Raw genomic sequence first — 22723 nt, 5'->3', positions numbered from 1 at the left:
TGATTTGGGTGCGGCGCACGACGATGCAGTTTCCGGGGAGGCAGTAGTGAGTCGCCTGGCCACGTTCGTCCTCGGCCTCGCCCTCGTGATGGGCGTCGTCGTTGCGAACCCCGCGCGCCCGGCGCGAGCGCGGGCCTACGAAACGCTGACCATGGATTCCCGGCTGAACCACGTGGCCGTGATCGGCGACTCCTACACCACCGGAACCGATGAGGGCGGCCTGGGTCCGAAATCGTGGACCGCTGTGGCCTGGCACAGGCTCGCCCAGCGAGGCGTGCGGATCGCACCCGACGTGGCGGCCGAGGGCAGGGCCGGCTATGGCGTGCCCGGCGACCACGGCAGCATCTTCGAGGATCTAACCGGGAGGGCGGTCAAGCCCGACGATGCGCTGGTGGTGTTCTTCGGCTCCCGCAACGACGAGGGCTTCCATCCCGAAGATCCCCAGCGGCTGGCCGGAAACGCGCGCGACACCTTCGATCTCGCGCGAAGCCTGTCGCCGTCCGCGAGGTTGCTGGTGATCGGGCCGCCGTGGCCGACCGCCGATGTGCCCGAGTCGATCCTGCAGATTCGCGACGTGCTCAACGGCGCGGCGCGGGCCGCGGGAGCGGCGTTCGTCGATCCGATCGGTGACCGCTGGTTCGTCGACCGACCCGACCTGATCGGCCCGGACGGCGTGCACCCCAACGACGCGGGGCATCAGTATCTGGCGGACAAGATCGCGCCGCTGATCGGCATGCAGCTGTCTCGGTGATGTCTCGGTGATAAACCGAAGCCTCAGGCGCGCAAGACGTTAATGGAAATCTCCCTATGAAGGGCTAGTCTTCCGCGTGCCGCTCGTAGTCCCATTGCTCAAGGCGCGTTTGCAACTGCATCAGTCCAACGCCGGCGACCGGCGCGACGGCCGCAATGCAGATCAGCAGCAGCGGAGTCATCTCAAAACCTCCAAACACCTTTCACTGATATGACGTTCGTCTTCGGCGAGAAGTTCATTACGCGTCAGCCATCCGCTAGGGCGCGGTCCGCGAGGGCACCGATCACGGGTGTCAGCAGTTGCGCGTATTCGGTCGTGACGTGGTTGTCGTCCCGGAAAACCAGGGTGTTGCCGACGATCACCGGGCAGCGGTCGGGGGCGCAGAACAGGTCGGTCAGGTCGGCGTACTGCCCGCCGGCGCCCGTGGTCGCCGCCCGCTCGGCGCCGATACCGCCGTCGTCCAGCGCGGCCGGTCGGGTCGGCGCACACGCGGTGGCGTCGTCGAGGTGTCCGGACAGGCAGGCGGGCGCGGAGCCGTGGGGATCCGGGGCGGGCCCGAGGACAAGCACGGTCGCGCCGGTGCTGCGCAACTGCGCCACGGTGCGGCCCAGGCTGTCGATCCATGCGGGGTCGTACGAGGTGAAACCGAAATCCGCCCCGTAGCGCCGGCTCATGTCCAGCACGACCAGGCGCGGGTGCTCGGCCCTCAACCGGTCCATGATCTGGCCGCGCCACTGCACGCACTCTGTGTACGCGCGACCCAGATACGGGCTGGTGATGCGCAGTTCCAGCAGCGGGCAGGTCACCTTGGCCAGCGCCTCCAGCCGCCAGTGCCGCTGCTCGGCCACCCGCTGGAACGCCGGCTCCCACATGGCGGCGTGCGAGTCGCCGACCAGGGCCACCGTCGTCGGCGACGCGACATCGCCCGTCGCGCACTCGCTTTGGCCGACGTCGCGCCACGATCGCACGCAACCGTTGACGAAGACGGCCGCCTTGTCGGCCGGGGCCCTGGCGAGCGGCGGGTCCAGGTTGGACGGGACGGCCCGCAGGGCCGCGGACGCCGCGACCGCGTCGCGCACCTGCGCGAACGCCTGGCGCACCGCCGCTTCCCGTGGGCTGACGGCGGGGACGTTCGTCGGGGACACCGCGACGATGTTGGCTTTCGGGGCCGCCAGGCCATGACCCGCGGGCACCGGTGTCAGCGTCAGCAACAGCACGCACGCGCAGGCCGCCGCGGCGCTGGCGGCACCGGCCACCGCGAGGCTGGCCTTCACCGACCGACGCAGGGCGGCGGCGAACCGGCCGGGGTCCTCGACCAGATGCAGGGTGATCACGGCGAGTCCGGCGGAGACGGCGGTCGCGGTCAGCCGGGCCGGCAGACCGGCGGGCTCGCCCAGCAGCTGCGGCATGAGCAGCAGCACCGGCCAGTGCCACAGGTACCACGAGTACGACACCCGGCCGATCGCGCGCATCGCCGGCCGGCACAGCACGCGGCCGGCCCCCAGCCCACCGGTGACACAACCGGCGCCGATCACCAGCGCGGTGCCCAGCACGGGCAGCAGCGCCGCGGTGCCGGGGTACGGGGTGCCGGGACGCAGCTGGGTGCAGGTGAGCGCGATCAGCGCCAGACCGCCCCACCCGGCGATCGCCGCGGGTAGCAGGGGCAGCCTGCGCCACTGCTGAATCGACAGCGCCACCAGGCCGCCGGCCGCCAGCTCCCAGGCGCGCGTGGGCAGCGAGAAGAACGCCCAGCCGGGCGACGTGCGGGTGCATATCACGCCCGCCGCCAGCGAAGCCGTGCCGACCAACGCGAGCACCACCGCATACGGGGTGGCCCGCTCGGCGGCGCCGCTCTTCACGCGGCGGACCAGCCACGCGGTGCCGATAATCAGCACCGGCCACACCAGATAGAACTGCTCCTCGACCCCCAGCGACCAGTAATGCTGGAAAGGCGAAGGGCCGTCGGAAGACAAGTAGTCGGTGCCTTGCAGGGCGAACCGGTAGTTGCCGACGTAGAGTGCGCTGGCGATCCCGTCGAGGAAGACGCCGCGCGCCTGCAGCGGCGGCAGCACCGCGGCGGCCGCTGCGGCGGTGACGACGCCGACGGTGGCCGCGGCGGGCAGCAGGCGCCGGGCGCGTGCGCCGTAGAAGCGGCCCAGGCGGACGGTATCGGTGGTGGTGACCTCGCGCCAGAGCAGCCCGGTGATGAGGAAGCCGGAGATGACGAAGAAGACGTCCACACCGATGTAGCCGCCGGTGACGCCCGGTATGCCCGCGTGGTAGAGCACGACCGCGATGACCGCGACGGCGCGCAATCCCTCGATGTCCGGGCGAAATCCCGTCCCCTTCGTGCGCCGCCCCGCTTGGCGGGGCGGGCTGGAGGTCACTTCCTGCGGGACTGTCATGTGTGCCCCGGCTAGGACGCCATCCAGGACAACTCGCCCGGCAACTGCGCACGCCAGTAGTCCATGTCGTGGCCGCCCGCGGAGAAGCTGCCGGCCGGCGGTGTCTTCAGTTGGCCGACGAATTGCCGGGTGGCGAAATAGAAGCGGTCGCCGGTGCCGCAGTCCACGCGCAAGGGGATCTGCGACAGCGCGGGCAGGCCCATCACGCTGTTTTGCACCCAGTCGTCATAGCTGTCGAACGCCCCGAGGGTGCTGCCGGTGAACGAGGTGAACAACGCCGGGCTGATCGCGCAGATGCCGGCGGTCCGCGACGCGCCCAGCCTGGCGCCCAGGTGCAGCGCCCCGTAGCCGCCCATCGACCACCCCAGGAAGCCCACCCGTGAGATGTCCATGCCCATCGAGGACAGCATGGGCAGCAGCTCCTCGAGCACCATCGCGCCGGAGTCCACGCCCGAAGCCCTGCGATGCCAATAGGTATTGCCGCCGTCGACGCCCACCACCGCGAACGGCGGCTTGCCCGACTTGACCACCTGGGCCAGCCCGTCCTCGACTCCGGCCTCCAGGATCTGGTTCGCGTCGCCGTCCTTGCCGTGCAGCGCGATTACCGGACGCAGCATCCCGGTTTCGGCCTTCTGCCCGGGGGGCACGGCGATCACCCAGTTGGTCTTGACGCCGCCGCGGGCCGCCGAGACGAAGGAACCGGTCAACCTGTTCGGCAGGTTGCTGCTGGCGGCCGACGGCTCGAACGGGGCGGGAGCCTGCGGCGCTGGTGCCGCGCGCGGCTCGAGCGGATCCAGCAGCGCGCTCAAAGCCCACACGCCTGCGGCCGCCGCGCTCGCACCGGCGCCCACACGCAGCACCGCACGGCGGTTCAGGTCAGGCACAGCCGTCATAATGCCCCGCCGACAGGGCTTTTCCACCCAAGCCACGCCGTATTGGAAGCACTGTGTGATCTCGCGTGATCTGTTGGTGGCGAAGAGGTGACCTTCGATGCGTCGGCTCGCCGCCCAGGTGCGGCCGGACGCCGGGTGTTGACACGCCGTTCACCCGTTGGATACCAGCTGAAGACCTACAGGCGGTAGGCCTCTGCGGCATGGGATTGCAGCGTTTCGCCGTCTGGGGTGTTCCCGCCGCCGTGCTGGGTCTCCTCGCGGCATGCGCGCACCGAGGGCCGACCCCGAGCGCGGAACCGGTGACCGCCACGCCGATCCACCACCTGGTGGTCATCTTGGAAGAGAACGTCTCCTTCGACCACTATTTCGGGACCTATCCCCGCGCCGCCAACATCGACGGCCAACCGTTCACCGCCCGACCGGACACCCCCGCCGTGGGCGGCCTGACCCCAGAGTTGTTGACGCACAACCCCAACTCGGTGCAGCCCATGCGGCTGGGCGGACCGGGCCAGCAGGTGACCTGCGACCAGGACCACGCCTACCAAGCCGAACAATTGGCCTTCGACGGCGGCGCGATGGATCGCTTCGTCGAGTACACCGAGGGCGACCCGTGCTCACTGCCGGCCTTCAGCCGTCCCGGCCTGGTGATGGGTTACTACGACGGCAACACGGTGACCGCGCTGTGGAACTACGCGCAGCACTATTCGATGAGCGACAACTTCTACAACACCACGTTCGGCCCCTCGACGCCCGGTCACATCAACCTGGTCTCGGGCCAAACCTACGGAGTGACAACGACATTCATGCCTGGTGGGCAGCCGTTCCCGCCGCACACGCTGATCGACGACACCGGCAACGGGCAGGGGACCCTGATCGACGATTCGCAACCCCTCGGTGACGATTGCTCTTCCCGGGACCAGGTGCGATTCGGCCCCGGCAACAAGAACGTCGGCGACCTGCTCAACGCGAAGGGCGTCACGTGGGGCTACTTCCAGGGCGGCTTCAGGCCCACCACCCGCAGGCCTGACGGCACCGCGGAGTGCGGCGCCACGCACAACATCGGCGAAACCGTGGGCGGGTCTGGCAAGACCGGGGCGTTGCCGTTCGGCACCAAACCCGACTACGTCCCCCACCACGAGCCGTTTCAGTACTACCCGGCCACCGCCAACCCACATCATCTGCCACCGAGCGCGACCGACAAGATCGGGCGTGGTGACCAGGCCAACCATCAATACGACCTGTCCGATTTCTGGGCCGCCGCCGGCGCCGGTCACCTGCCGGCGGTGAGCTTCCTGAAACCGCCCGCCTACCAAAACGGGCACGCCGGCTACTCCGATCCGCTCGACGAGCAGCGGTTCCTCGTCGAGACGATCAACCACCTGCAACGGCTCCCGGAGTGGCGGGATATGGCGATCGTCGTCGCCTACGACGACTCCGACGGCTGGTACGATCACAAACCGTCGCCGATCGTATCCTCCTCCGCCACGCCCGAAGACGCTCTGAACGGTCCGGGCCGCTGCGGTGATCCCGCCGCCACGCCCGTCGCGTATCAAGGCCGATGCGGGTACGGCCCGCGGCTGCCCCTGCTGGTGATATCTCCCTACGCCAGAACGAATTTCGTTGATCACACCCTGACCGACCAAACGTCGATCCTGCGGTTCGTCGAGGACAACTGGAGCGCCGGCCGCATCGGTGACCACTCTTTCGACGAGCGCGCCGGCGCGCTCACCGCGATGTTGGATTTCAGCGGATCCACTCAACCGGCGCTGGCCCTCGACCCGCTCACCGGCAACCCGCAATAGCGTCAGGCCGGATCCAATCTCGGAGGTTTCAACCCTCGCGCGCCCCGCCGATCTCCCGCACGATGCGGAGATTGGACAAGAGGGCTTGAGGGGGAGAACGCATGACCGTGGCGTTTCATTGGTTCCTGCCGACGTATGGGGATTCGCGAAACCTGGTCGCGGGCGGGCACGGCACGGCGATGCATGGCGACCGGCCCGCGACTTTGCGGTATCTGCACCAGATCTGCGCGGCCGCGGAGGACAACGGCTTCGAGGCGGTGCTCACACCGACCGGATTGTGGTGTGAGGACGCGTGGTTGACGACGGCGATGCTGATCGAGGGCACCCAGACGCTGAAATTCCTGGTCGCGTTCCGCCCCGGGCTGCTCAGCCCCACCCTGGCCGCGCAGATGGCCGGGACCTTCCAGCGGCACTCGGGCGGCCGGCTGCTGCTCAATGTCGTTACCGGCGGTGAACCGCACGAGCAACGCGCGTACGGGGATTTCCTGGACAAGGAATCGCGATATGTCCGTACCGCCGAGTTCTTGAATGTGGTTCGCCAACTCTGGACCTCGCGGGAACCGGTGACCTTCGCCGGGGACCACGTCCGCATCGAGGGCGCGCAGTTGAACAACCCGCCCGACCCGATACCCGCTGTGTTCTTCGGCGGATCGTCGGCGGCCGCGGGGCCGGTCGCGGCCAACCACTCCGACGTCTACCTCACCTGGGGCGAGCCGCGGGCGGCCGTCGCCGAAAAAGTCGACTGGATTCGTGGGCTGGCCGCCGATGCGGGGCGGACCCTGCAGTACGGCTTGCGGATTCACGTGATCAGCCGCGACACCTCCGAGGAGGCGTGGGCCGAGGCCGACCGGTTGCTCGCGGCCGTCGACCCGGAAGATGTCGAGCGGGTGCAGGCCAGCCTGGCGCGCAGCGAGTCCGAGGGCCAGCGCCGCATGCTCAAGCTGCACGGCGGCAACAGCGGTCGGCTCGTGGTCGGCCCCAACCTGTGGGCCGGGGTGGGCCTGGTGCGCGGCGGCGCGGGCACCGCGCTGGTCGGGTCGCACGCCGAGGTTGCCGAACGGCTGGCCGAGTACTCGCGGCTGGGCATCACCCACTTCATCCTGTCGGGCTATCCGCACCTGGAGGAGGCGTACTGGTTTGGCGAGGGTGTCCTGCCGCTGCTCGAGCGGAAGGGCTTGTGGCAGCACCCCAACCGCCAGTCACAACCGGCGCCCGCGACGCCGTTCGCGGTCGCCTCCGCGCACTAGGCCATGGCAATCACGCTGCCCGCCGGGGCCGTCGCCGCGCCGGAAGGTCACCAGGAAACTGACGTCGAGCGCCGTCGCCGCCTGCGCATTGTGGTCGCGGCCAGCCTGCTGGGCACCACGGTGGAGTGGTACGACTTCTTCCTGTACGCGACCGCGGCGGGCCTGGTGTTCAACCGGGTCTTCTTCCCGAACGAAACCTCGTTGATGGGAACGCTTTTGGCGTTCGCGACGTTCGCCGTCGGGTTCGTCATGCGGCCGATCGGCGGGCTGGTGTTCGGGCACATCGGGGACCGGATCGGTCGCAAGCGCAGCCTCGCGCTGACGATGCTGATCATGGGCGCCGCCACGGCGCTGATCGGGCTTCTGCCGACCGCCGCCCAGATCGGGGCGTGGGCGCCGGTGCTGCTGCTGACGCTGCGCATCCTGCAGGGGTTCGCGCTCGGCGGGGAGTGGGCCGGCGCGGTGCTGCTCGCCGTCGAACACAGCCCCGAGGATCGTCGCGGCCGCTTCGGCGCGATTCCGCAGATGGGTTTGGCGCTCGGATTGGCTTTGGGTACCGGGATATTCGCGACCTTGCAGATCGCGTTGGGCCAGGCCCGGTTCCTGGCGTACGGCTGGCGGATCGGGTTCCTGCTGAGCCTGGTGCTGGTCGTGATCGGCATCGTGGTGCGGTTGCGGGTCGAGGAGACGCCGGCCTTTCGCGAGTTGGCGGACCTCGAGGCCACATCCACCGTGCCGATCCGCGAGATCATCCGCGAACCCCGTTCCCGGCGCAACACCGTGCTGGGACTGCTGTCGCGGTGGGCCGAGGGGTCGGCGTTCAACACCTGGGGCGTCTTCGCGATCAGCTATGCCACCGGCGCGTTGGGGTTCAACAAGGTTTCGGTTCTGGTCGTCGTGACCATCGCCGCCCTGCTGATGGCCGCGCTGCTGCCGGTGTCGGGAATCCTGAGCGACCGCTTCGGGCCGCGGCGGGTGTATCTGGCCGGGGTGGCGTGCTATGGCCTCCTGGCGTTCCCCGCGTTCGCGTTGTTCGGCACCAAGAACCTGCTCTTGTTCGGGCTCGCGATGGTCGTCGTGTTCGGCGTCGTGCACGCGCTGTTCTACGGCGCGCAGGGCACGCTGTACTCGGCGCTGTATCCCACCAACACCCGCTACACCGGTTTGTCGTTCGTCTACCAGTTCTCGGGTGTGTACGCCTCCGGTGTGACCCCGATGATCCTGACCGCGCTGATCGCGGCCGTCAGGGGAGCGCCGTGGCTGGCGTGCGGGTATCTGGTGGCGACGGCGGTGGTCAGCGTGATCGCCACCGCGAAGATCCGCGAGCAGGATTTGTACCTTTGAGCTGACCGGCCGCGCCGGCCCTGGGTATCGAGACTGCGCTGAGCGCGTGATTTCGGCGGATCCCAGGTGCTGGGCGCAGACTCCCCCTGTAACCGAGCGCGCCCCGTGGTGTCCCGCCCGCCGATGTGCTGTGGTTAATCACCGGCACCGGGAGGGCCCAGGCATGGCTAGCACCACGCATCTGCGCCAAGGGCTGTCGCAGCGGCAGCTCAGCATGATCGCCCTCGGCGGCGTGATCGGCGCCGGTTTGTTCGTCGGGTCCGGCGTGGTGATCAAAGACACCGGCCCCGCCGCGTTCCTGACGTACGCGCTGTGCGGCCTGCTGATCGTCCTGGTGATGCGGATGCTGGGCGAGATGGCCTCCGCCAACCCGTCGACGGGGTCGTTCGCCGATTACGCGGCGCGGGCCCTGGGCGGCTGGGCCGGGTTTTCGGTGGCCTGGCTGTATTGGTACTTCTGGGTGATCGTGGTCGGGTTCGAGGCGGTCGCCGGCGGTAAAGTCCTGGGCTACTGGTTCCACGCGCCGCTGTGGCTGCTCTCGCTGTGCCTGATGGTGCTGATGACCGCGACGAACCTGTTCTCGGTGTCATCCTTCGGTGAATTCGAATTCTGGTTCGCCGGAATCAAAGTCGCCACGATCGTGATCTTTCTCATCGTCGGCTCGGTTTTCGTGCTGGGCCTCCTGCCCGGTCATCACGCGGATTTCTCCAACCTCACGGCGCACGGCGGATTCTTCCCGAGGGGCGTCGCGGCGGTCTTCGCGGCCATCGTGGTGGTGATCTTCTCCATGGTCGGCGCCGAGATCGTCACCGTCGCCGCCGCCGAAAGCCGCGATCCCGAGCTGGCGGTCCGGCGGGCGACGAGATCGGTGGTGGCGCGCATCGGGATCTTCTTCGTGGGTTCGGTATTCCTGCTCGTGGTGATCCTGCCCTGGAATTCGGTGCAGCCGGGAGCCTCGCCCTACGTCGCCGCGCTACAACGCATGGGCCTTCGCGGCGCGGATCAGGTCATGAACGCGGTGGTGCTCACCGCAGTGCTGTCCTGCCTGAACTCGGGCCTCTACACGGCGTCGCGCATGCTCTTTGTGCTCGCCGACCGGCGCGAGGCGCCTGCCCGGCTCATCAAGCTCAGCGGGCGCGGGGTCCCCCACGTCGCGATCTTGTGCTCGTCGGCGATCGGCTTCGCTTGCGTCGTCATGGCGTGGCTCGCGCCCGGAACCGTGTTTCTCTTCCTGCTCAATTCGTCGGGCGCCATCATCTTGTTCGTCTATTGGTTGATCGCGCTGTCGCAGATCATCCTGCGGCGGCGGACACCGGACGAAAAGCTGCGGATCAAGATGTGGTTCTTCCCGGTGCTGTCGATCCTCACCCTCGCCGGAATCACCGCCGTGCTGGTGCAAATGGCGTTCGACCGCTCGGCGCGCAGCCAGCTCTGGCTCAGCCTGCTGTCCTGGGCGGTGGTGATCGGCCTTTACTTCATCGGGCGGGCCCGAGGCCGAATCCGCGTCGGGCGTGAGGTCTAGCGCCTGGTCGCTCAGGCCACCTGCGCTCCGGCGCGGCCGAGCAGGCCCAATTGCTGCAGATCGGCGACGTATTTGGCGATCAAGGCCCCGGTCACGTGCGGTACGTCTCGTGTGCTGCCGATCCCGGCGGATTGCACTGCGGCCCGGAACTTTTCGGCGGGCATCTGCGTGCCCTGCGTCGGCTGCCCCGGCCTGGCGTAGGCGCTCATCAGCGGCAGCATGGAGCTCTTCCGTTGGTTTGTCCGGCAGCGACTTCATCGCGGCCTCGAACCTGGTGAGCCACTCGCCGTAGTCGTCGATGCGCTCGATGGGGTGCCCCGCCGCGATGAGCCAGTCGACGAACGTGTCCAGCGAGACGCCGTGGTCGTGGGTGTTGAGCACGTTGTAGGTGCGATACCCCTCACCGATGTCGCCGCCCAGCGTGGTGATCGACTCGGCGGTGAAATCGGCCGGCAGCCCGTCGTAGTGGGCGCGCTGGGGACTCCCCGAGGCGTCGAGCCGATAAAAGGAGCGCGGCGCGAGCCCGGTGGCCACCACGCTCAGGATCAGGCGGGTGAACATGTCCGGCACATTGAGTTGGCCCGAGAACTGACTGTGCCTTGTGGAAGTTGCATACCGCCATCCAACTCGTCCGCCCCGGCCCGACATCAAGGCGTGCGGCGCGTCGCGGGCAGCAGCCTGCGCGCCACCCGCGCCGGGCGGGACGGCGACGGACGCCAGGGCCCCCGATCGTGTGCCGGCCATGCGTAGCAAGGGGTTTGGCCGTCCAGGAGCCGGCGCAGACCGGGAAGGGCCAGCTCGCGAGCGGACCAGTCGTAGAGGAGTTCGAGTCGGGGTTGGATGACCCCCACGTCGAGCAGGTGCCCCATTCCGTGTTCGGCCCGCAGGTAGGGCGTGAGGTCATCGCCGAGCGGGTACCGATCGGGGAGCACCCGCGAAAGCGACAGGAATATCCCTGTCATGCCCAGTCGTGGGTCGCCGAGCGGCCGGCCGGCGAAGGCCAGCCAGCCGAGGGCGAGGCGGGGCGAGGCGACCAGGGCGTGGGCGTAGAGAACTCGCATCAGCACCAGGTTGATGAAGAAACGCTCGACGCGGGACTCTCGGGAGGCGAGGTGCCGGTTTTCGAGATACGCGCTGACGACGCTGAGGTTGTGGGCGCGGTACCAGCGCTGCGCGGACGGCCGCCGGATGAACTCGAGCGAAGCGGCGACCGCCGCAGAGCTGGGGTCGCCGGGATGGCCGAACGCCAGGGCGCGCGCCTCCCATCCGTCTTGGAGCAGGCGCTCGTTCATCGCGCGCCACCAGGGGCTCCCCGGGGCCGGCCCCTCGGCGGGATTGAGCAGCCCGCGCCGGAGTTGCCATCCCATGAAGGCCGACGCCGCCTGCCGAAACGGCAGGTGGCCGCGGTCCACGTTCGCCGGGACTTCGTAGAGCTCGTGCATCAGCGCAAGCCGGGCGTCGGGGTGGTCGCGGACCGCGGCAACCCTGGCCAGCGCCACGTCGACGGCCGTCTGCCGCGTCACCGGTCGATTGTGTCAGCGCGAAGGGTTCGCGCACGTGGCTGCTCACCGGCGCGCGGCGGAAAACGAGCGCGAAGCCGCAAGGAGTGACCTGTAGCCCGCCCAGGAAGCAGACCAACAAGACGCCTGGTAACCCGGTCTCTGCTACACCCTGTAGTTGAACGATCGGCGGAGGCTGGGACACTGGTCGGCATGGGTAGCAGTGACCAGGCGACCGCGCGCGCCCCGGCCGCGGTGGCGGCGTCGGCGAAGTTGTTCGAGGACGCCTGCGCCGTCATTCCGGGCGGGGTGAACTCCCCGGTGCGCGCCTTCACGGCGGTGGGCGGCACGCCACGGTTCATCACCGAGGCGCGCGGGTGCTGGCTCACCGACGCCGACGGCAACCACTTCGTCGACCTGGTGTGTTCGTGGGGACCGATGATCCTGGGCCACGCCCACCCGGCCGTCGTCGACGCCGTCGCCACGGCCGCCGCCTCGGGCCTGTCGTTCGGGGCGCCGACGCCGGCGGAGAGCCAGCTGGCCGCCGAAATCATCGGGCGGGTGGCGCCGGTCGAGCTGATACGGCTGGTCAACTCCGGCACCGAAGCGACGATGAGCGCCGTCCGGTTGGCCCGCGGGTTCACCGGCAAGGCCAAGATCGTCAAGTTCTCCGGCTGCTACCACGGCCACGTCGACTCGTTGCTCGCCGACGCGGGTTCCGGCGTGGCGACGCTGGGCCTGCCGTCCTCGCCCGGGGTCACGGGCGCGGCCGCGGCGGACACCATCGTGTTGCCCTACAACGACATCGACGCGGTGCGCCAGACTTTCGCCCGGTTCGGCGACCAGATCGCCGCCGTGATCACCGAGGCCAGCCCGGGCAACATGGGCGTCGTCCCGCCGGTGGCGGGCTACAATGCGGCGCTGCGCGCGATCACCGCCGAACACGGGGCGCTGCTGATCGTCGACGAGGTGATGACGGGGTTCCGGGTCAGCCGAAGTGGTTGGTACGGAATCGATCCCGTCGCCGCCGACCTGTTCACCTTCGGCAAGGTGATGAGCGGCGGGCTGCCGGCCGCCGCGTTCGGCGGGCGCGCCGAGGTGATGGAGCGGCTGGCGCCGCTGGGGCCGGTGTACCAGGCCGGCACCTTGTCGGGGAACCCGGTGGCGGTGGCGGCCGGGCTGGCCACGCTCCGCGCCGCCGACGACGCGGCCTACGCCGCGCTGGACGCCAACGCCGACCGCCTGGCCGGGCTGCTGTCCGAGGCTCTGACGAAAGCTGGTGTACCGCACCAGGTTCCGCGGGCCGGCAACATGCTCAGCGTGTTCTTCGCCGAGACGCCGGTGGCCGACTTCGCCTCCGCGCGGGCGAGCGAGATCTGGCGTTACCCACCGTTCTTCCACGCCCTGCTCGACGCGGGCGTCTATCCGCCCTGCAGCGCCTTCGAGGCGTGGTTCGTCTCGACGGCGCTGGACGACAACGCGTTCGACCGGATCGCCGCCTCGTTGCCCTTTGCGGCCCGTCGGGCCGCTGAGGCCGCCCGGGAGGACAGGCCCTGATGGCCGAGCAAACCCGGGTCCACGTGGTCCGCCACGGCGAGGTGCACAACCCCAGCGGCGTGCTCTACGGCCGGCTGCCCGGATTCCACCTGTCCGAGAAGGGCAAGGCCCAGGCCGAAGCGGTCGCCGACGCGCTGGCCGACCGCGACATCGTCGCAGTCATCGCCTCCCCGCTGCAGCGGGCGCAGGAGACCGCCGCGCCCATCGCCGCAAAGCACGGCCTGGCCGTCGACACCGACCCCGACCTGATCGAGTCGCTCAACTTCTTCGAGGGCCGCCGCGTCGGCCCGGGCGACGGCGCCTGGCGCGACCCGCGGTTCTGGTGGCAGTTGCGCAACCCGTTCACCCCGTCGTGGGGCGAGCCCTACGCCGAGATCGCGGCCCGGATGACGACCGCGGTGGACAAGGCGCGCGCCCGCGGCACCGGCCACGAGGTGGTGTGCGTCAGCCACCAGCTGCCGGTGTGGACGCTGCGGCTGCACCTGAGCGGCAGGCGGCTCTGGCACGACCCGCGGCGACGGGAATGCGGGTTGTGCTCGGTCACCACCCTGATCTACGACGGCGACCGCCCGGTCGACATCGAGTACGTCCAGCCGGCGGGCGTTTGAGCGCGCCGGCGACGATGCAGAGCGAAGCGAGCGGTGGGGGCATGCCCCCGCCAGTGGGAGGTACCCCCACCCGCTTGCGGGGGAGCGCGGCGCCATGACCATGTGGCGATTGGCTGTGGGCGGGGTCGCGGTTGCGGCCCTTGTCGCCGGCTGTTCCGGTCGCGATGCCGTGGCTCAGGGCGGCACCTTCGAATTCGTCTCGCCCGGCGGGAAGACCGACATCTATTACGACCCGCCGTCCAGCCGTGGCAGCCCGGGCCCGCTGTCCGGGCCGGACCTGGCCGATCCGGCGCACACACTGTCGCCGGACGACCCGACCTTCGCCGGCCGGGCCGTCGTCATCAACATCTGGGGGCAGTGGTGCGGTCCGTGCCGGGCCGAGGTCGGCCAGCTGCAGCAGGTGTATGACGCCACCCGCGCCGTGTCGTCGGTGTCCTTTCTAGGCGTCGACGTCCGGGACAACAACCGGCAGGCGGCCCTGGACTTCGTGGACGATCACCACGTGAGCTACCCGTCCATCTACGATCCGGCGATGCGCACCCTGATCGCGTTCGGCGGCAAGTACCCCACCACCGTCATCCCGTCCACGCTGGTGCTGGACCGCCGGCACCGGGTCGCGGCGGTGTTCCTGCGCGAACTGCTGGCCCAGGATCTGCAGCCCGTCGTGCAGCGGGTGGCCCACGAACAATGACCGGCTTCACCCAGATCGCCGCCGCCGGGCCGCTGCTGCTGGCGCTCGGCGTGTGCCTGCTCGCCGGGCTGGTGTCGTTCGCCTCGCCGTGTGTGGTGCCGCTGGTGCCCGGCTACCTGTCGTACCTGGCCGCCGTCGTCGGGGTGGCAGAAGGAGAGGCGCAGCCTGGGTCACGCGCGATCAAGGCGCCTGCGAGCGCACGGTGGCGGGTAGCGGGCGCCGCGGCGTTGTTCGTCGCGGGCTTCACCACAGTGTTCGTGCTGGGTACCGTCGCCGTCCTCGGCATGACCACCGCCCTGATCACCAACCAGCTGCTGCTGCAGCGCATCGGCGGCGTGCTGACCATCGTGATGGGCCTGGTGTTCGTGGGCTTGATTCCGGCCCTGCAGCGCCAGGCCCGGTTCAGCCCGCGGCAGCTGACGACGGTCGCGGGGGCGCCCGTGCTCGGCGCGGTGTTCGCGCTCGGGTGGACGCCGTGCCTGGGGCCGACGCTGACCGGAGTGATCACTGTCGCCTCGGCCACCGACGGCGCGAACGTCGCGCGGGGGGTCGCGCTGGTGATCGCGTACTGCCTGGGGCTGGGCATCCCGTTCGTGCTGCTGGCGTTCGGCTCGGCGGGCGCGGTGGGTGCCCTGGGCTGGCTGCGACGGCACACCCGGGCCATCCAGATCTTCGGCGGCGCGCTGCTGATCGCCGTCGGCGCCCTGCTGGTCACCGGGGTGTGGAACGACTTCGTCTCCTGGCTGCGCGACGCGATCGTGTCCGACGTGAGGCTGCCGATTTGATGTGGCGAGCAGACGCAAAAGCCCCCAAAATTGGGCATTTTGGGGGGCTTTTGCGTCTGCTCGCGCAGAAGGCCCGCAACACTTGGCGCGCGCTGACCTCGATGGGCACCGCGCTGGTGCTGCTGTTCCTGCTCGCGCTGGGCGCGATACCCGGCGCGCTGCTGCCGCAGCGCAGCCTCAACGCCGGCAAGGTCGACGAGTACCTGGCCACCCATCGCGTGATCGGACCCTGGCTGAACCGGCTGCAGGCCTTTGACGTGTTCTCCAGCTTCTGGTTCACCGCCATCTACGTGCTGCTGTTCGTCTCCCTGGTCGGCTGCCTGACTCCACGGATGATCGAGCACGCCCGCAGCCTGCGCGCCACCCCGGTGGCGGCACCGCGCAATCTGGCCCGGCTGGCCAAGCACGCCGGCGCCGAGCTCGCCGGCGACCCGGCGGAGCTGAACGCCCTGGCGAACAAGATCGCCGGCCGATTGCGCGGCTGGCGCACGGCCATCCGGCATGAGGGCGAAGTCGTGGAGGTCTCCGCGGAGAAGGGCTACCTGCGCGAGTTCGGCAACATCGTCTTTCACTTCTCGTTGCTGGGCCTGCTGGTCGCGGTGGCCGTCGGCAAGCTGTTCGGCTACGAGGGCAACGTCGTCGTCATCGCCGACGGCGGCCCCGGCTTCTGCTCGGCCTCGCCGGCGGCGTTCGATTCGTTCCGCGCCGGCAACACCGTCGACGGCACGTCGCTGCATCCAATCTGCATCCGGGTCAACGACTTTCAGGCCCACTATCTCCCGTCGGGGCAGGCCACCTCGTTCGACGCCGATATCGACTACCAGAACGGCCGCGACCTGGCGGCCAACAGCTGGCGGCACTACCTGCTGGAGGTCAACCACCCGCTGCGTGTCGGCGGTGATCGGGTGTACCTGCAGGGCCACGGCTACGCGCCCACCTTCACCGTCACCTTCCCGGACGGGCAGACGCGCACGTCGACCGTGCAGTGGCGACCCGACAACCCGCAGACCCTGCTGTCGTCGGGGCTGGCGCGGATCGACCCGCCCGCCGGTAGCTATCGCGACCCGGCCGAGCGCCGCAGACATGAGATCGCGATCCAGGGCCTGCTGGCGCCCACGGAGCAGCTCGACGGCACCCTGCTGTCGTCGCGCTTCCCGGCGCTCAACGCCCCCGCGGTGGCCGTCGACATCTACCGCGGCGACACCGGCCTGGACACCGGGCGGCCGCAGTCATTGTTCACGCTGGATCCCCGGCTGATCGAGCAGGGCCGGCTGACCAAGGAGAAGCGGGTCAACCTGCGCGCCGGCCAGGAGGTCCGGCTCGACCAGGGCCCGGCCGCCGGCACCGTCGTCCGCTTCGACGGGGCCGTGCCGTTCGTCAACCTGCAGGTCTCCCACGACCCCGGCCAGACCTGGGTGCTCGTCTTCGCGATCACGATGATGGCCGGACTGGTGGTGTCGCTGCTGGTGCGCCGGCGCAGGGTGTGGGTCAGGCTCACTCCGGCGGCCGGTACGGTGAACGTCGAACTGGGCGGGCTGGCGCGCACCGACAACTCCGGGTGGGGCGACGAGTTCGAGCGGTTGACCGAACGGTTACTGGACGGACTGGGCGAGTCCGCGTCCAGAAGGAGTTCTCAGGTGGACGTCAAATGAACACCCTGCACGTCAACGTCGCACTGGCGCGCTACTCCGACTGGGCGTTCACCTCCGCGATAGTGGCCTTGGTCGTCGCGCTGCTGCTGCTGGCCTTCGAGCTGGCCTACGTCGGGGCCCGCCGCGCCGATCACCGCGCGGCCGTACTGGCCGGCTCGGTCGCCGCCGACAGCACCGTTCCCGGCATCGTGGAGGACGCCGACCAGCGGCCGTTCGACGAACGCGTCGGGCGGGCCGGGCTGGCCGTGGTCTACCTCGGCATCGGGCTGCTGCTGGTCTGCATCGTGTTGCGCGGCCTGGCCACCGTGCGGGTGCCGTGGGGCAACATGTACGAGTTCATCAACCTGACGTGCTTCTGCGGCCTGGTCGCCGGCGCGATCGTGTTGCGCCGCCCGCGGTATCGCCCGCTGTGGGTTTTCCTGCTGGTGCCGGTGCTGATCCTGCTCACGGTTTCCGGACGCTGGCTCTACACCAACGCCGCGCCGGTGATGCCCGCACTGCAGTCCTATTGGCTGCCCATCCACGTGTCGGTGGTCAGCCTGGGATCCGGGGTCTTCATGGTCGCGGGCATCGCCAGCATCCTGTTCCTGCTGCGCACGTCGCGGTTCGGTGACCCGGAAGGCACCGCGGGTGCGCTGGCCCGTGTGGTCCAGCGGCTCCCCGACGCGCAGACCCTGGACCGCGTCGCCTACCGCACCACGATCTTCGCGTTCCCGGTGTTCGGTTTCGGGGTCATCTTCGGCGCCATCTGGGCCGAGGAGGCCTGGGGCAGGTACTGGGGCTGGGACCCCAAGGAGACGGTTTCGTTCGTCGCGTGGGTGGTATACGCGGCCTATCTGCACGCGAGATCGACGGCGGGATGGCGGGACAGGAAGGCGGCCTGGATCAACGTCGCGGGTTTCGTGGCCATGATCTTCAATTTGTTCTTCGTTAACCTGGTGACCGTGGGCCTGCATTCCTATGCGGGCGTGGGCTGACAGTTAGCGACCGACCCGAGCAAGACACAACAGGGGAGTGCACGTGTCCGACCATCCAACGACGGGCGTGGGTGCGCCCGAACCGCCGACGACCCAGGTTCCCCCTCCGCCGCCCGACCAGCAGGCGGCCGAACCGTCGGCGGAATCGGGCGCCGAAGCACCGACCCGCGCCTTCGCCGGATTCCGCACCGAGCGGCGGGTCCCCGGACCCGAGCGGCGGCAGGCTGCGGCGCCCACCGCGCCCGGACCGCCGCCCGGCGGGATGCCGCCCTGGGATCCCACACCGGTCACCGGCATCCCGCGCGTCGACCCGACCGCGTTCGGCGCCTACTACAACGGCCCGGCTGAAGCCCCGGCAGCCCAAGCCGTCCCATACCGGCCCGAGCACCTGCCGCACACGCCCTATCCGGAACTGTCCACCGGCATGCTGTTGCGCCCGGTCAAACCGCCGCCATCGGAGGGTTGGCGCCGCTTGATCTACGACCTCTCCGGGCACCTGATCAACCTGGGCGAGAGCCCGCGCGCGGCCCGGCACAACAATCTGGTGGCCCAGGTGAACCGGCCCCTGCGGGGTTCCTACCGGATCGCGCTGCTATCGCTGAAGGGCGGCGTCGGTAAGACCACGATCACCGCGACGCTGGGGTCGACGTTCGCCGCCGTCCGCGGTGACCGGGTGGTGGCCGTCGACGCCAACCCCGACCGCGGCACCCTGAGCCAGAAGATCCCGTTGGAGACGGCGGCGACGGTGCGCCAGCTGCTGCACGACGCCGGAACCATCGAGCGCTACAGCGATGTCCGCCGTTACACGTCGAAGGGCCCGAGCGGCCTGGAGGTGCTGGCGTCGGAAACCGACCCGGCCATCTCCGACGCGTTCGGCGCCGACGACTACAGCCGCGTCCTGGACATCCTGGAGCGGTTCTACGGCCTGGTGCTCACCGATTGCGGGCCCGGTTTACTGCACTCGGTGATGTCGTCGGTGCTGGAGAAGGCCGACGTGTTGCTGGTCGTCGCGTCGGGATCCATCGACGGTGCGCGCAGCGCCTCGGCGACGCTGGACTGGCTGGACGCCCACGGGCACGAGGAGCTGGTCCGCAATTCGATCGCTGTCATCAACGCGGTGCGCCCGCGCACCGGCAAGGTCGACATGAACAAGGTGATCGACCACTTCTCGCGCCGCTGCCGCGCGGTGCTGCTGGTGCCGTTCGACCCGCATCTGGAAGAGGGCGCCGAAATCGATCTGGATCGGTTGCGGCGGGGGACCCGCGAAGCGCTCACCGCGCTAGCGGCCGTCGTCGCCGATGGGTTCCCCGGCGACCAGCGCAACCCGGGTCTGGTTTAGGAGGCCTAGCGGGGCTCTAGCGGGGCTTGTCCCCGTGACCTAACCGCCGCAAGAAGTCGGGATCGTCGTCGGGTCCGATGACGCGCGTCTTCGGTCGATGGGCCTGTGACCGCGCCGCGCGCCAGCCAACGTAGATCAGCGTCCCCAGGATCAGGACGAGCAGCAGGTAGAGCACTCAACACCTCCTCCGAGCGAATATACGCGCGCCGTAGGCTCGGGGTGTGTCAGAAGGGCCGAGCGACAACAGCACTGAGGAGCGCACCCGGGATCGCGCAGCGGTCGACGTTGCGCTCTACGCGGCGGCGCGGTTGGTGCTGGTGGTCGTGCTGAGCGGGGCGATCTACGGGCTCGCGCGATTGCTGGGGATCGCCCAGTTCCCGGTGGTGGTCGCGGTGTTGTTCGCTCTGATCATCGCGATGCCGTCGGGCATCTGGCTGTTCGGCCCGCTGCGCCGGCGCGCTACCGCCTCACTCGCGATAGCCGACGAACGCCGCCGCCGGGAACGCGAACAGCTGCAGGCCCGGCTGCGCGGCGAGGCGGCGCCGGGTGAGGAGCCCGACGCGGAGCCCGAGCCTTAGCCCCTGACGTTGTCCTGCCGTGTGCAGTCACGGCGGCGACACGCCGACGGAGCCCGCCCTGAGCGCACGGCCAAAGCCCTGAGCGCACACGGTCACGGTGCCAGCGCCAACGCGGCCGCCACCGCGATCGCCCACACCACCATCGCCAGCCCGGTGTCACGCAGCACCGGAATCAGTTCCGGCCCGCCGCGCCCGGAGCGCACCGGGGCAAGCGCTCGCAGCGCCAGCGGCGTGGCCAGCAACCCCACCGCGCACCACGGCGTCGCCGCCATGAGCACCAGGGTGGCGACCCCGGCGGTTGCCAGCAGCGCCTGGTAGAGGACCCGGGTGCGGGCGTCGCCCAGCCGCACCGCCAGGGTCATCTTGCGAGACTGCGCGTCGGTGGGGATGTCACGCAGGTTGTTGGCCACCAGCACCGACGCCGACAGCGCCCCGATCGACACCGCCAGCACCAGCCCGACCCAGTCCACCCGCGACGCCTGGGTGTACTCGGTGCCCAGCACGGCGACCAGGCCGAAGAACACGAACACCGCCACCTCGCCAAAACCCGCATAGCCGTACGGCTTTGACCCTCCCGTGTAGAGCCACGCCCCGGCGATGCAGGCCGCGCCGACCGCGATCAGCCACGGCGCGCTCAGCAGCGCCAGCGCCAGCCCGGCGACCGCGCCCACCGACAGGCTCGCCACCGCCGCGGTCAGGACCGATCGCGGGGCGGCCAGCCGCGAGCCCACCAGCCGAACCGGGCCGGCGCGCTCGTCGTCGGTGCCGCGGATGCCATCGGAGTAGTCGTTGGCGTAGTTGACGCCGATGATCAGCGCCATCGCGACGGCCAGCGCCAGCAGCGCCTTCCACCACACCGCGGAATGTAGCCACGCCGCGGCGCCTGTGCCCGCCACAACCGGCGCCACCGCGTTGGGCAGTGTCCGGGGCCGGGCACCCGAGACCCACTGCGCGAAACTAGCCACCAAATCATCCTGCCTCATGCACCACAATGGGCGAATGCTCGGAGTCATCGGCGGCAGCGGCTTCTACACCTTCTTCGAGTCCGACACCCGCGACATCGACGTCGACACCCCGTACGGCCCACCCAGCGCCCCGGTCACGCTGGGCGCCATCGGGGAGCACGAAGTCGCCTTCCTGCCCCGGCACGGTACGACCCACCAATTCTCGGCGCACACCGTGCCGTACCGGGCCAACATGTGGGCGCTGCGCAAGCTCGGGGTGCGGCGGGTTTTCGGCCCGTGCGCCGTCGGCAGCCTGAACCCCGACAACGGCCCGGGCGCGGTGGTGGTGCCCGACCAGCTGGTGGATCGCACCACCGGCCGCCCCGACACCTACTTCGACTCCGGCGCCATCCACGTTGACTTCGCCGATCCGTACTGCCCGAGCCTGCGGGCCGCGGCCACCGGGCTGCCCGGCGTGGTCGACGGCGGCACCATGGTGGTGATCCAGGGGCCGCGGTTTTCCACCCGGGCGGAGAGCCGTTGGTTCGCCTCGGCCGGCTTCGGCCTGGTCAACATGACCGGCTATCCGGAGGCGGTGCTGGCGCGCGAACTCGAAATATGTTATGCGGCAATCGCTTTGGTGACCGACCTGGATGCCGGCGTCCGGGCCGGCGAGGGCGTTAAGGCCGTCGAGGTGTTCGCCGAATTCGAGAAGAACATGGCGGCGTTCAAGGAGCTGGTGCGCGCGGCGATCGGCCGGGTCGCCACCGAGCGCACGTGCACGCATTGCCAGCCACACACCGGCGTCACCCTGCCGGTGGAAATGCCGTGAGGGTGTTGCTGACCGGGGCGGCCGGTTTTATCGGGTCGCGGGTGGACGCGGCGCTGCGAGTGGCGGGTCATGACGTCGTCGCCGTCGACGCGCTGCTACCGGCGGCGCACGGCCCGAATCCCGTGCTGCCGCCGGGATGCCGACGGGTCGACGTCCGCGATGGCGACGCGCTGGCCCCGCTGTTGGACGGCGTGGACCTCGTCTGTCACCAGGCCGCGATGGTGGGTGCCGGCGTCGACGCCGCCGACGCGCCCGCCTATGGCGGCCACAACGATTTCGCCACCACGGTGTTGCTGGCGCGGATGTTCGCCGCCGGCGTGCGCCGCCTGGTGCTGGCCTCGTCGATGGTGGTCTACGGGCAGGGCCGCTACGCCTGTCCCGAGCACGGGCTCATCGACCCGCTGCCGCGCCGGCGCGCCGACCTCGACGCCGGCATCTTCGAACACCGTTGTCCGGCATGCGGACTCGACGTGACGTGGCAGCTGGTCAACGAGGACGCCGCGCTGCGGCCGCGCAGCCTGTACGCGGCCAGCAAGACCGCGCAGGAGCATTACGCGCTGGCATGGTCGGAGGCGACGGGCGGCTCGGTGGTGGCGCTGCGCTACCACAACGTCTACGGCCCGGGGATGCCGCGTGACACCCCGTATTCCGGGGTGGCGGCGATCTTCCGCTCGTCGCTGGAAAAGGGCGAGCCGCCAAGGGTTTTCGAGGATGGCGGGCAGATGCGTGATTTCGTCCACGTCGACGACGTGGCCGCCGCCAACGTGGCGGCGATGACAGTCCAGGACGGCTTCAGCGCCGTCAACGTCTGCTCCGGGCGGCCCATCTCCATCCTGCAGGTGGCCACCGCGCTGTCCGACGCGCGGGACGGTTCGATCGCCCCGCAGATCACCGGGCAGTACCGCAGCGGCGACGTGCGCCATATCGTCGCCGACCCGGCCCGGGCCGCCGAGGTGCTGGGGTTCCGGGCGGCCGTCGACCCGCGCGAGGGCTTGCGCGAATTCGCCTTCGCGCCTTTGCGTTAACTCGAATCCTGCGGCGGCCGGAAGATCCGCGGCTTCTGGATGGGGATCTGCCGCGTGGCGGAGTCGTCGCCCCTAAAGATCCGCGGCGAACCGGCCGGCTGCGGCGTCGCGCCGCCGGCCGGGATGGCCGAGGCACAGTCCCAGTGCTTCGAGGTCAACGGCATCGGCTGGTTCGCCAAGGAGGTACAGAACGGTTTCATCTTCACCACCATCGGCCGCAAGGTCTACCTGGAGGTGGCGGTTCCGGACAAGTACATCCCTGAGGCCAATGC

General features: G+C 69.8%; 21 protein-coding genes and 1 pseudogene. 16 read left to right on the top strand and 6 right to left on the bottom strand.

Features of this window, described 5'->3' with window-relative positions; genetic code table 11:
• The first annotated feature begins 46 nt into the window (after positions 1 to 46).
• Positions 47 to 751 carry a GDSL lipase gene (locus JWP83_RS07120; RefSeq protein ID WP_297727800.1) on the top strand — a complete coding sequence of 235 codons (705 nt, stop codon included), beginning with the start codon at positions 47 to 49 and terminating at the stop codon, positions 749 to 751.
• A gap of 245 nt (positions 752 to 996) precedes the next feature.
• Here the strand turns inward: JWP83_RS07120 and JWP83_RS07115 are convergent, their stop codons facing one another.
• On the bottom strand, positions 997 to 3156 hold the full coding sequence (locus tag JWP83_RS07115) for an acyltransferase family protein (RefSeq protein WP_297727797.1): 2160 nt from the start codon (positions 3154 to 3156) through the stop codon (positions 997 to 999).
• 11 nt (positions 3157 to 3167) lie between these two features.
• On the bottom strand, positions 3168 to 4049 hold the full coding sequence (locus JWP83_RS07110; RefSeq protein WP_297727794.1) for an alpha/beta hydrolase-fold protein: 882 nt from the start codon (positions 4047 to 4049) through the stop codon (positions 3168 to 3170).
• A gap of 200 nt (positions 4050 to 4249) precedes the next feature.
• Here JWP83_RS07110 and JWP83_RS07105 point away from each other — a divergent pair, with 200 nt between their 5' ends.
• From JWP83_RS07105 to JWP83_RS07090, 4 genes are all read left to right on the top strand, one after another.
• Complete coding sequence (locus JWP83_RS07105; protein ID WP_297727792.1) at positions 4250 to 5851, top strand: alkaline phosphatase family protein; 1602 nt, start codon at positions 4250 to 4252, stop codon at positions 5849 to 5851.
• A 101-nt stretch (positions 5852 to 5952) separates the two neighbouring features.
• Positions 5953 to 7098 (top strand): LLM class flavin-dependent oxidoreductase, encoded by a 1146-nt coding sequence (locus tag JWP83_RS07100; protein WP_297727790.1) that lies wholly within the window; start codon positions 5953 to 5955, stop codon positions 7096 to 7098.
• Between the two features lie 3 nt (positions 7099 to 7101).
• Complete coding sequence (locus JWP83_RS07095) at positions 7102 to 8442, top strand: MFS transporter (protein WP_297727788.1); 1341 nt, start codon at positions 7102 to 7104, stop codon at positions 8440 to 8442.
• A 163-nt stretch (positions 8443 to 8605) separates the two neighbouring features.
• Entirely contained in the window at positions 8606 to 9964 is a 1359-nt protein-coding gene (locus JWP83_RS07090) for an amino acid permease (protein ID WP_297727785.1), read from the top strand.
• A gap of 11 nt (positions 9965 to 9975) precedes the next feature.
• Here JWP83_RS07090 and JWP83_RS31175 read toward each other — a convergent pair.
• Positions 9976 to 10561, bottom strand: a pseudogene (locus JWP83_RS31175) (oxidoreductase); the annotation flags it as partial.
• A 50-nt stretch (positions 10562 to 10611) separates the two neighbouring features.
• The gene (locus JWP83_RS07080) at positions 10612 to 11487 is read right to left on the bottom strand and encodes a hypothetical protein (protein WP_297727780.1); all 876 of its coding nucleotides are present in this window, start codon (positions 11485 to 11487) and stop codon (positions 10612 to 10614) included.
• Between the two features lie 189 nt (positions 11488 to 11676).
• Here JWP83_RS07080 and hemL point away from each other — a divergent pair, with 189 nt between their 5' ends.
• The 7 genes from hemL (at position 11677) to JWP83_RS07045 (ending at position 19072) form a co-directional block, all read left to right on the top strand.
• Positions 11677 to 13020 carry a glutamate-1-semialdehyde 2,1-aminomutase gene (hemL, locus tag JWP83_RS07075; protein ID WP_297727777.1) on the top strand — a complete coding sequence of 448 codons (1344 nt, stop codon included), beginning with the start codon at positions 11677 to 11679 and terminating at the stop codon, positions 13018 to 13020.
• Entirely contained in the window at positions 13020 to 13628 is a 609-nt protein-coding gene (locus tag JWP83_RS07070) for a histidine phosphatase family protein (RefSeq protein WP_297727774.1), read from the top strand. Before hemL ends, JWP83_RS07070 begins: the two co-directional genes overlap by 1 nt.
• 94 nt (positions 13629 to 13722) lie before the next feature.
• A complete protein-coding gene (locus JWP83_RS07065) occupies positions 13723 to 14319 on the top strand; it encodes a TlpA disulfide reductase family protein (protein WP_297727770.1) in 597 nt (198 codons plus the stop codon).
• Complete coding sequence (locus JWP83_RS07060) at positions 14316 to 15104, top strand: cytochrome c biogenesis CcdA family protein (RefSeq protein ID WP_297727767.1); 789 nt, start codon at positions 14316 to 14318, stop codon at positions 15102 to 15104. The genes JWP83_RS07065 and JWP83_RS07060 overlap by 4 nt, the downstream gene beginning before the upstream one ends.
• 101 nt (positions 15105 to 15205) lie before the next feature.
• Positions 15206 to 16756: a cytochrome c biogenesis protein ResB gene (locus tag JWP83_RS07055; RefSeq protein WP_297727818.1), complete on the top strand. Its 1551-nt coding sequence runs from the start codon at positions 15206 to 15208 to the stop codon at positions 16754 to 16756.
• Positions 16753 to 17733 carry a c-type cytochrome biogenesis protein CcsB gene (gene ccsB / locus JWP83_RS07050; protein WP_297727764.1) on the top strand — a complete coding sequence of 327 codons (981 nt, stop codon included), beginning with the start codon at positions 16753 to 16755 and terminating at the stop codon, positions 17731 to 17733. Before JWP83_RS07055 ends, ccsB begins: the two co-directional genes overlap by 4 nt.
• Before the next feature lie 43 nt (positions 17734 to 17776).
• Positions 17777 to 19072, top strand: coding sequence for a MinD/ParA family protein (locus JWP83_RS07045; RefSeq protein WP_297727761.1), 1296 nt, complete (start codon positions 17777 to 17779; stop codon positions 19070 to 19072).
• Between the two features lie 16 nt (positions 19073 to 19088).
• On the opposite strand, the gene JWP83_RS07040 is transcribed toward JWP83_RS07045, so the two are convergent.
• Positions 19089 to 19247: a hypothetical protein gene (locus JWP83_RS07040; protein WP_297727758.1), complete on the bottom strand. Its 159-nt coding sequence runs from the start codon at positions 19245 to 19247 to the stop codon at positions 19089 to 19091.
• Between the two features lie 46 nt (positions 19248 to 19293).
• Here JWP83_RS07040 and JWP83_RS07035 point away from each other — a divergent pair, with 46 nt between their 5' ends.
• The gene (locus JWP83_RS07035; RefSeq protein ID WP_297727755.1) at positions 19294 to 19650 is read left to right on the top strand and encodes a DUF4229 domain-containing protein; all 357 of its coding nucleotides are present in this window, start codon (positions 19294 to 19296) and stop codon (positions 19648 to 19650) included.
• 92 nt (positions 19651 to 19742) lie between these two features.
• Here JWP83_RS07035 and JWP83_RS07030 read toward each other — a convergent pair whose 3' ends face one another.
• Positions 19743 to 20615, bottom strand: a complete 873-nt coding sequence (locus JWP83_RS07030) for a 1,4-dihydroxy-2-naphthoate polyprenyltransferase (protein ID WP_297727752.1) — start codon at positions 20613 to 20615, stop codon at positions 19743 to 19745.
• A 34-nt stretch (positions 20616 to 20649) separates the two neighbouring features.
• Here JWP83_RS07030 and JWP83_RS07025 point away from each other — a divergent pair, with 34 nt between their 5' ends.
• From JWP83_RS07025 to JWP83_RS07015, 3 genes are all read left to right on the top strand, one after another.
• Positions 20650 to 21426: an S-methyl-5'-thioadenosine phosphorylase gene (locus JWP83_RS07025; protein WP_297727750.1), complete on the top strand. Its 777-nt coding sequence runs from the start codon at positions 20650 to 20652 to the stop codon at positions 21424 to 21426.
• The gene (locus JWP83_RS07020) at positions 21423 to 22451 is read left to right on the top strand and encodes an NAD-dependent epimerase/dehydratase family protein (RefSeq protein WP_297727746.1); all 1029 of its coding nucleotides are present in this window, start codon (positions 21423 to 21425) and stop codon (positions 22449 to 22451) included. The genes JWP83_RS07025 and JWP83_RS07020 overlap by 4 nt, the downstream gene beginning before the upstream one ends.
• 54 nt (positions 22452 to 22505) lie before the next feature.
• Positions 22506 to 22723 (top strand): DUF3515 family protein (locus JWP83_RS07015; protein ID WP_297727740.1); only part of this gene is annotated, 218 nt, incomplete at its 3' end.

The sequence above is a fragment of the Mycobacterium sp. genome (assembly GCF_025965855.1).
Taxonomy (GTDB): Bacteria; Actinomycetota; Actinomycetes; order Mycobacteriales; family Mycobacteriaceae; genus Mycobacterium.
This window is presented reverse-complemented; position numbering and strand designations above follow the sequence as displayed.

Excerpts from the sequence above, each read along its gene's own strand:
- JWP83_RS07115 (WP_297727797.1), bottom strand. The coding sequence starts at position 3,156 with ATGACAGTCCCGCAGGAAGTGACCTCCAGCCCGCCCCGCCAAGCGGGG.
- JWP83_RS07110 (WP_297727794.1), bottom strand. The coding sequence starts at position 4,049 with ATGACGGCTGTGCCTGACCTGAACCGCCGTGCGGTGCTGCGTGTGGGC.
- JWP83_RS07105 (WP_297727792.1), top strand. The coding sequence starts at position 4,250 with ATGGGATTGCAGCGTTTCGCCGTCTGGGGTGTTCCCGCCGCCGTGCTG.
- JWP83_RS07100 (WP_297727790.1), top strand. The coding sequence starts at position 5,953 with ATGACCGTGGCGTTTCATTGGTTCCTGCCGACGTATGGGGATTCGCGA.
- JWP83_RS07095 (WP_297727788.1), top strand. The coding sequence starts at position 7,102 with ATGGCAATCACGCTGCCCGCCGGGGCCGTCGCCGCGCCGGAAGGTCAC.
- JWP83_RS07090 (WP_297727785.1), top strand. The coding sequence starts at position 8,606 with ATGGCTAGCACCACGCATCTGCGCCAAGGGCTGTCGCAGCGGCAGCTC.
- hemL (WP_297727777.1), top strand. The coding sequence starts at position 11,677 with ATGGGTAGCAGTGACCAGGCGACCGCGCGCGCCCCGGCCGCGGTGGCG.
- JWP83_RS07070 (WP_297727774.1), top strand. The coding sequence starts at position 13,020 with ATGGCCGAGCAAACCCGGGTCCACGTGGTCCGCCACGGCGAGGTGCAC.
- JWP83_RS07065 (WP_297727770.1), top strand. The coding sequence starts at position 13,723 with ATGACCATGTGGCGATTGGCTGTGGGCGGGGTCGCGGTTGCGGCCCTT.
- JWP83_RS07060 (WP_297727767.1), top strand. The coding sequence starts at position 14,316 with ATGACCGGCTTCACCCAGATCGCCGCCGCCGGGCCGCTGCTGCTGGCG.
- JWP83_RS07055 (WP_297727818.1), top strand. The coding sequence starts at position 15,206 with ATGGGCACCGCGCTGGTGCTGCTGTTCCTGCTCGCGCTGGGCGCGATA.
- ccsB (WP_297727764.1), top strand. The coding sequence starts at position 16,753 with ATGAACACCCTGCACGTCAACGTCGCACTGGCGCGCTACTCCGACTGG.
- JWP83_RS07025 (WP_297727750.1), top strand. The coding sequence starts at position 20,650 with ATGCTCGGAGTCATCGGCGGCAGCGGCTTCTACACCTTCTTCGAGTCC.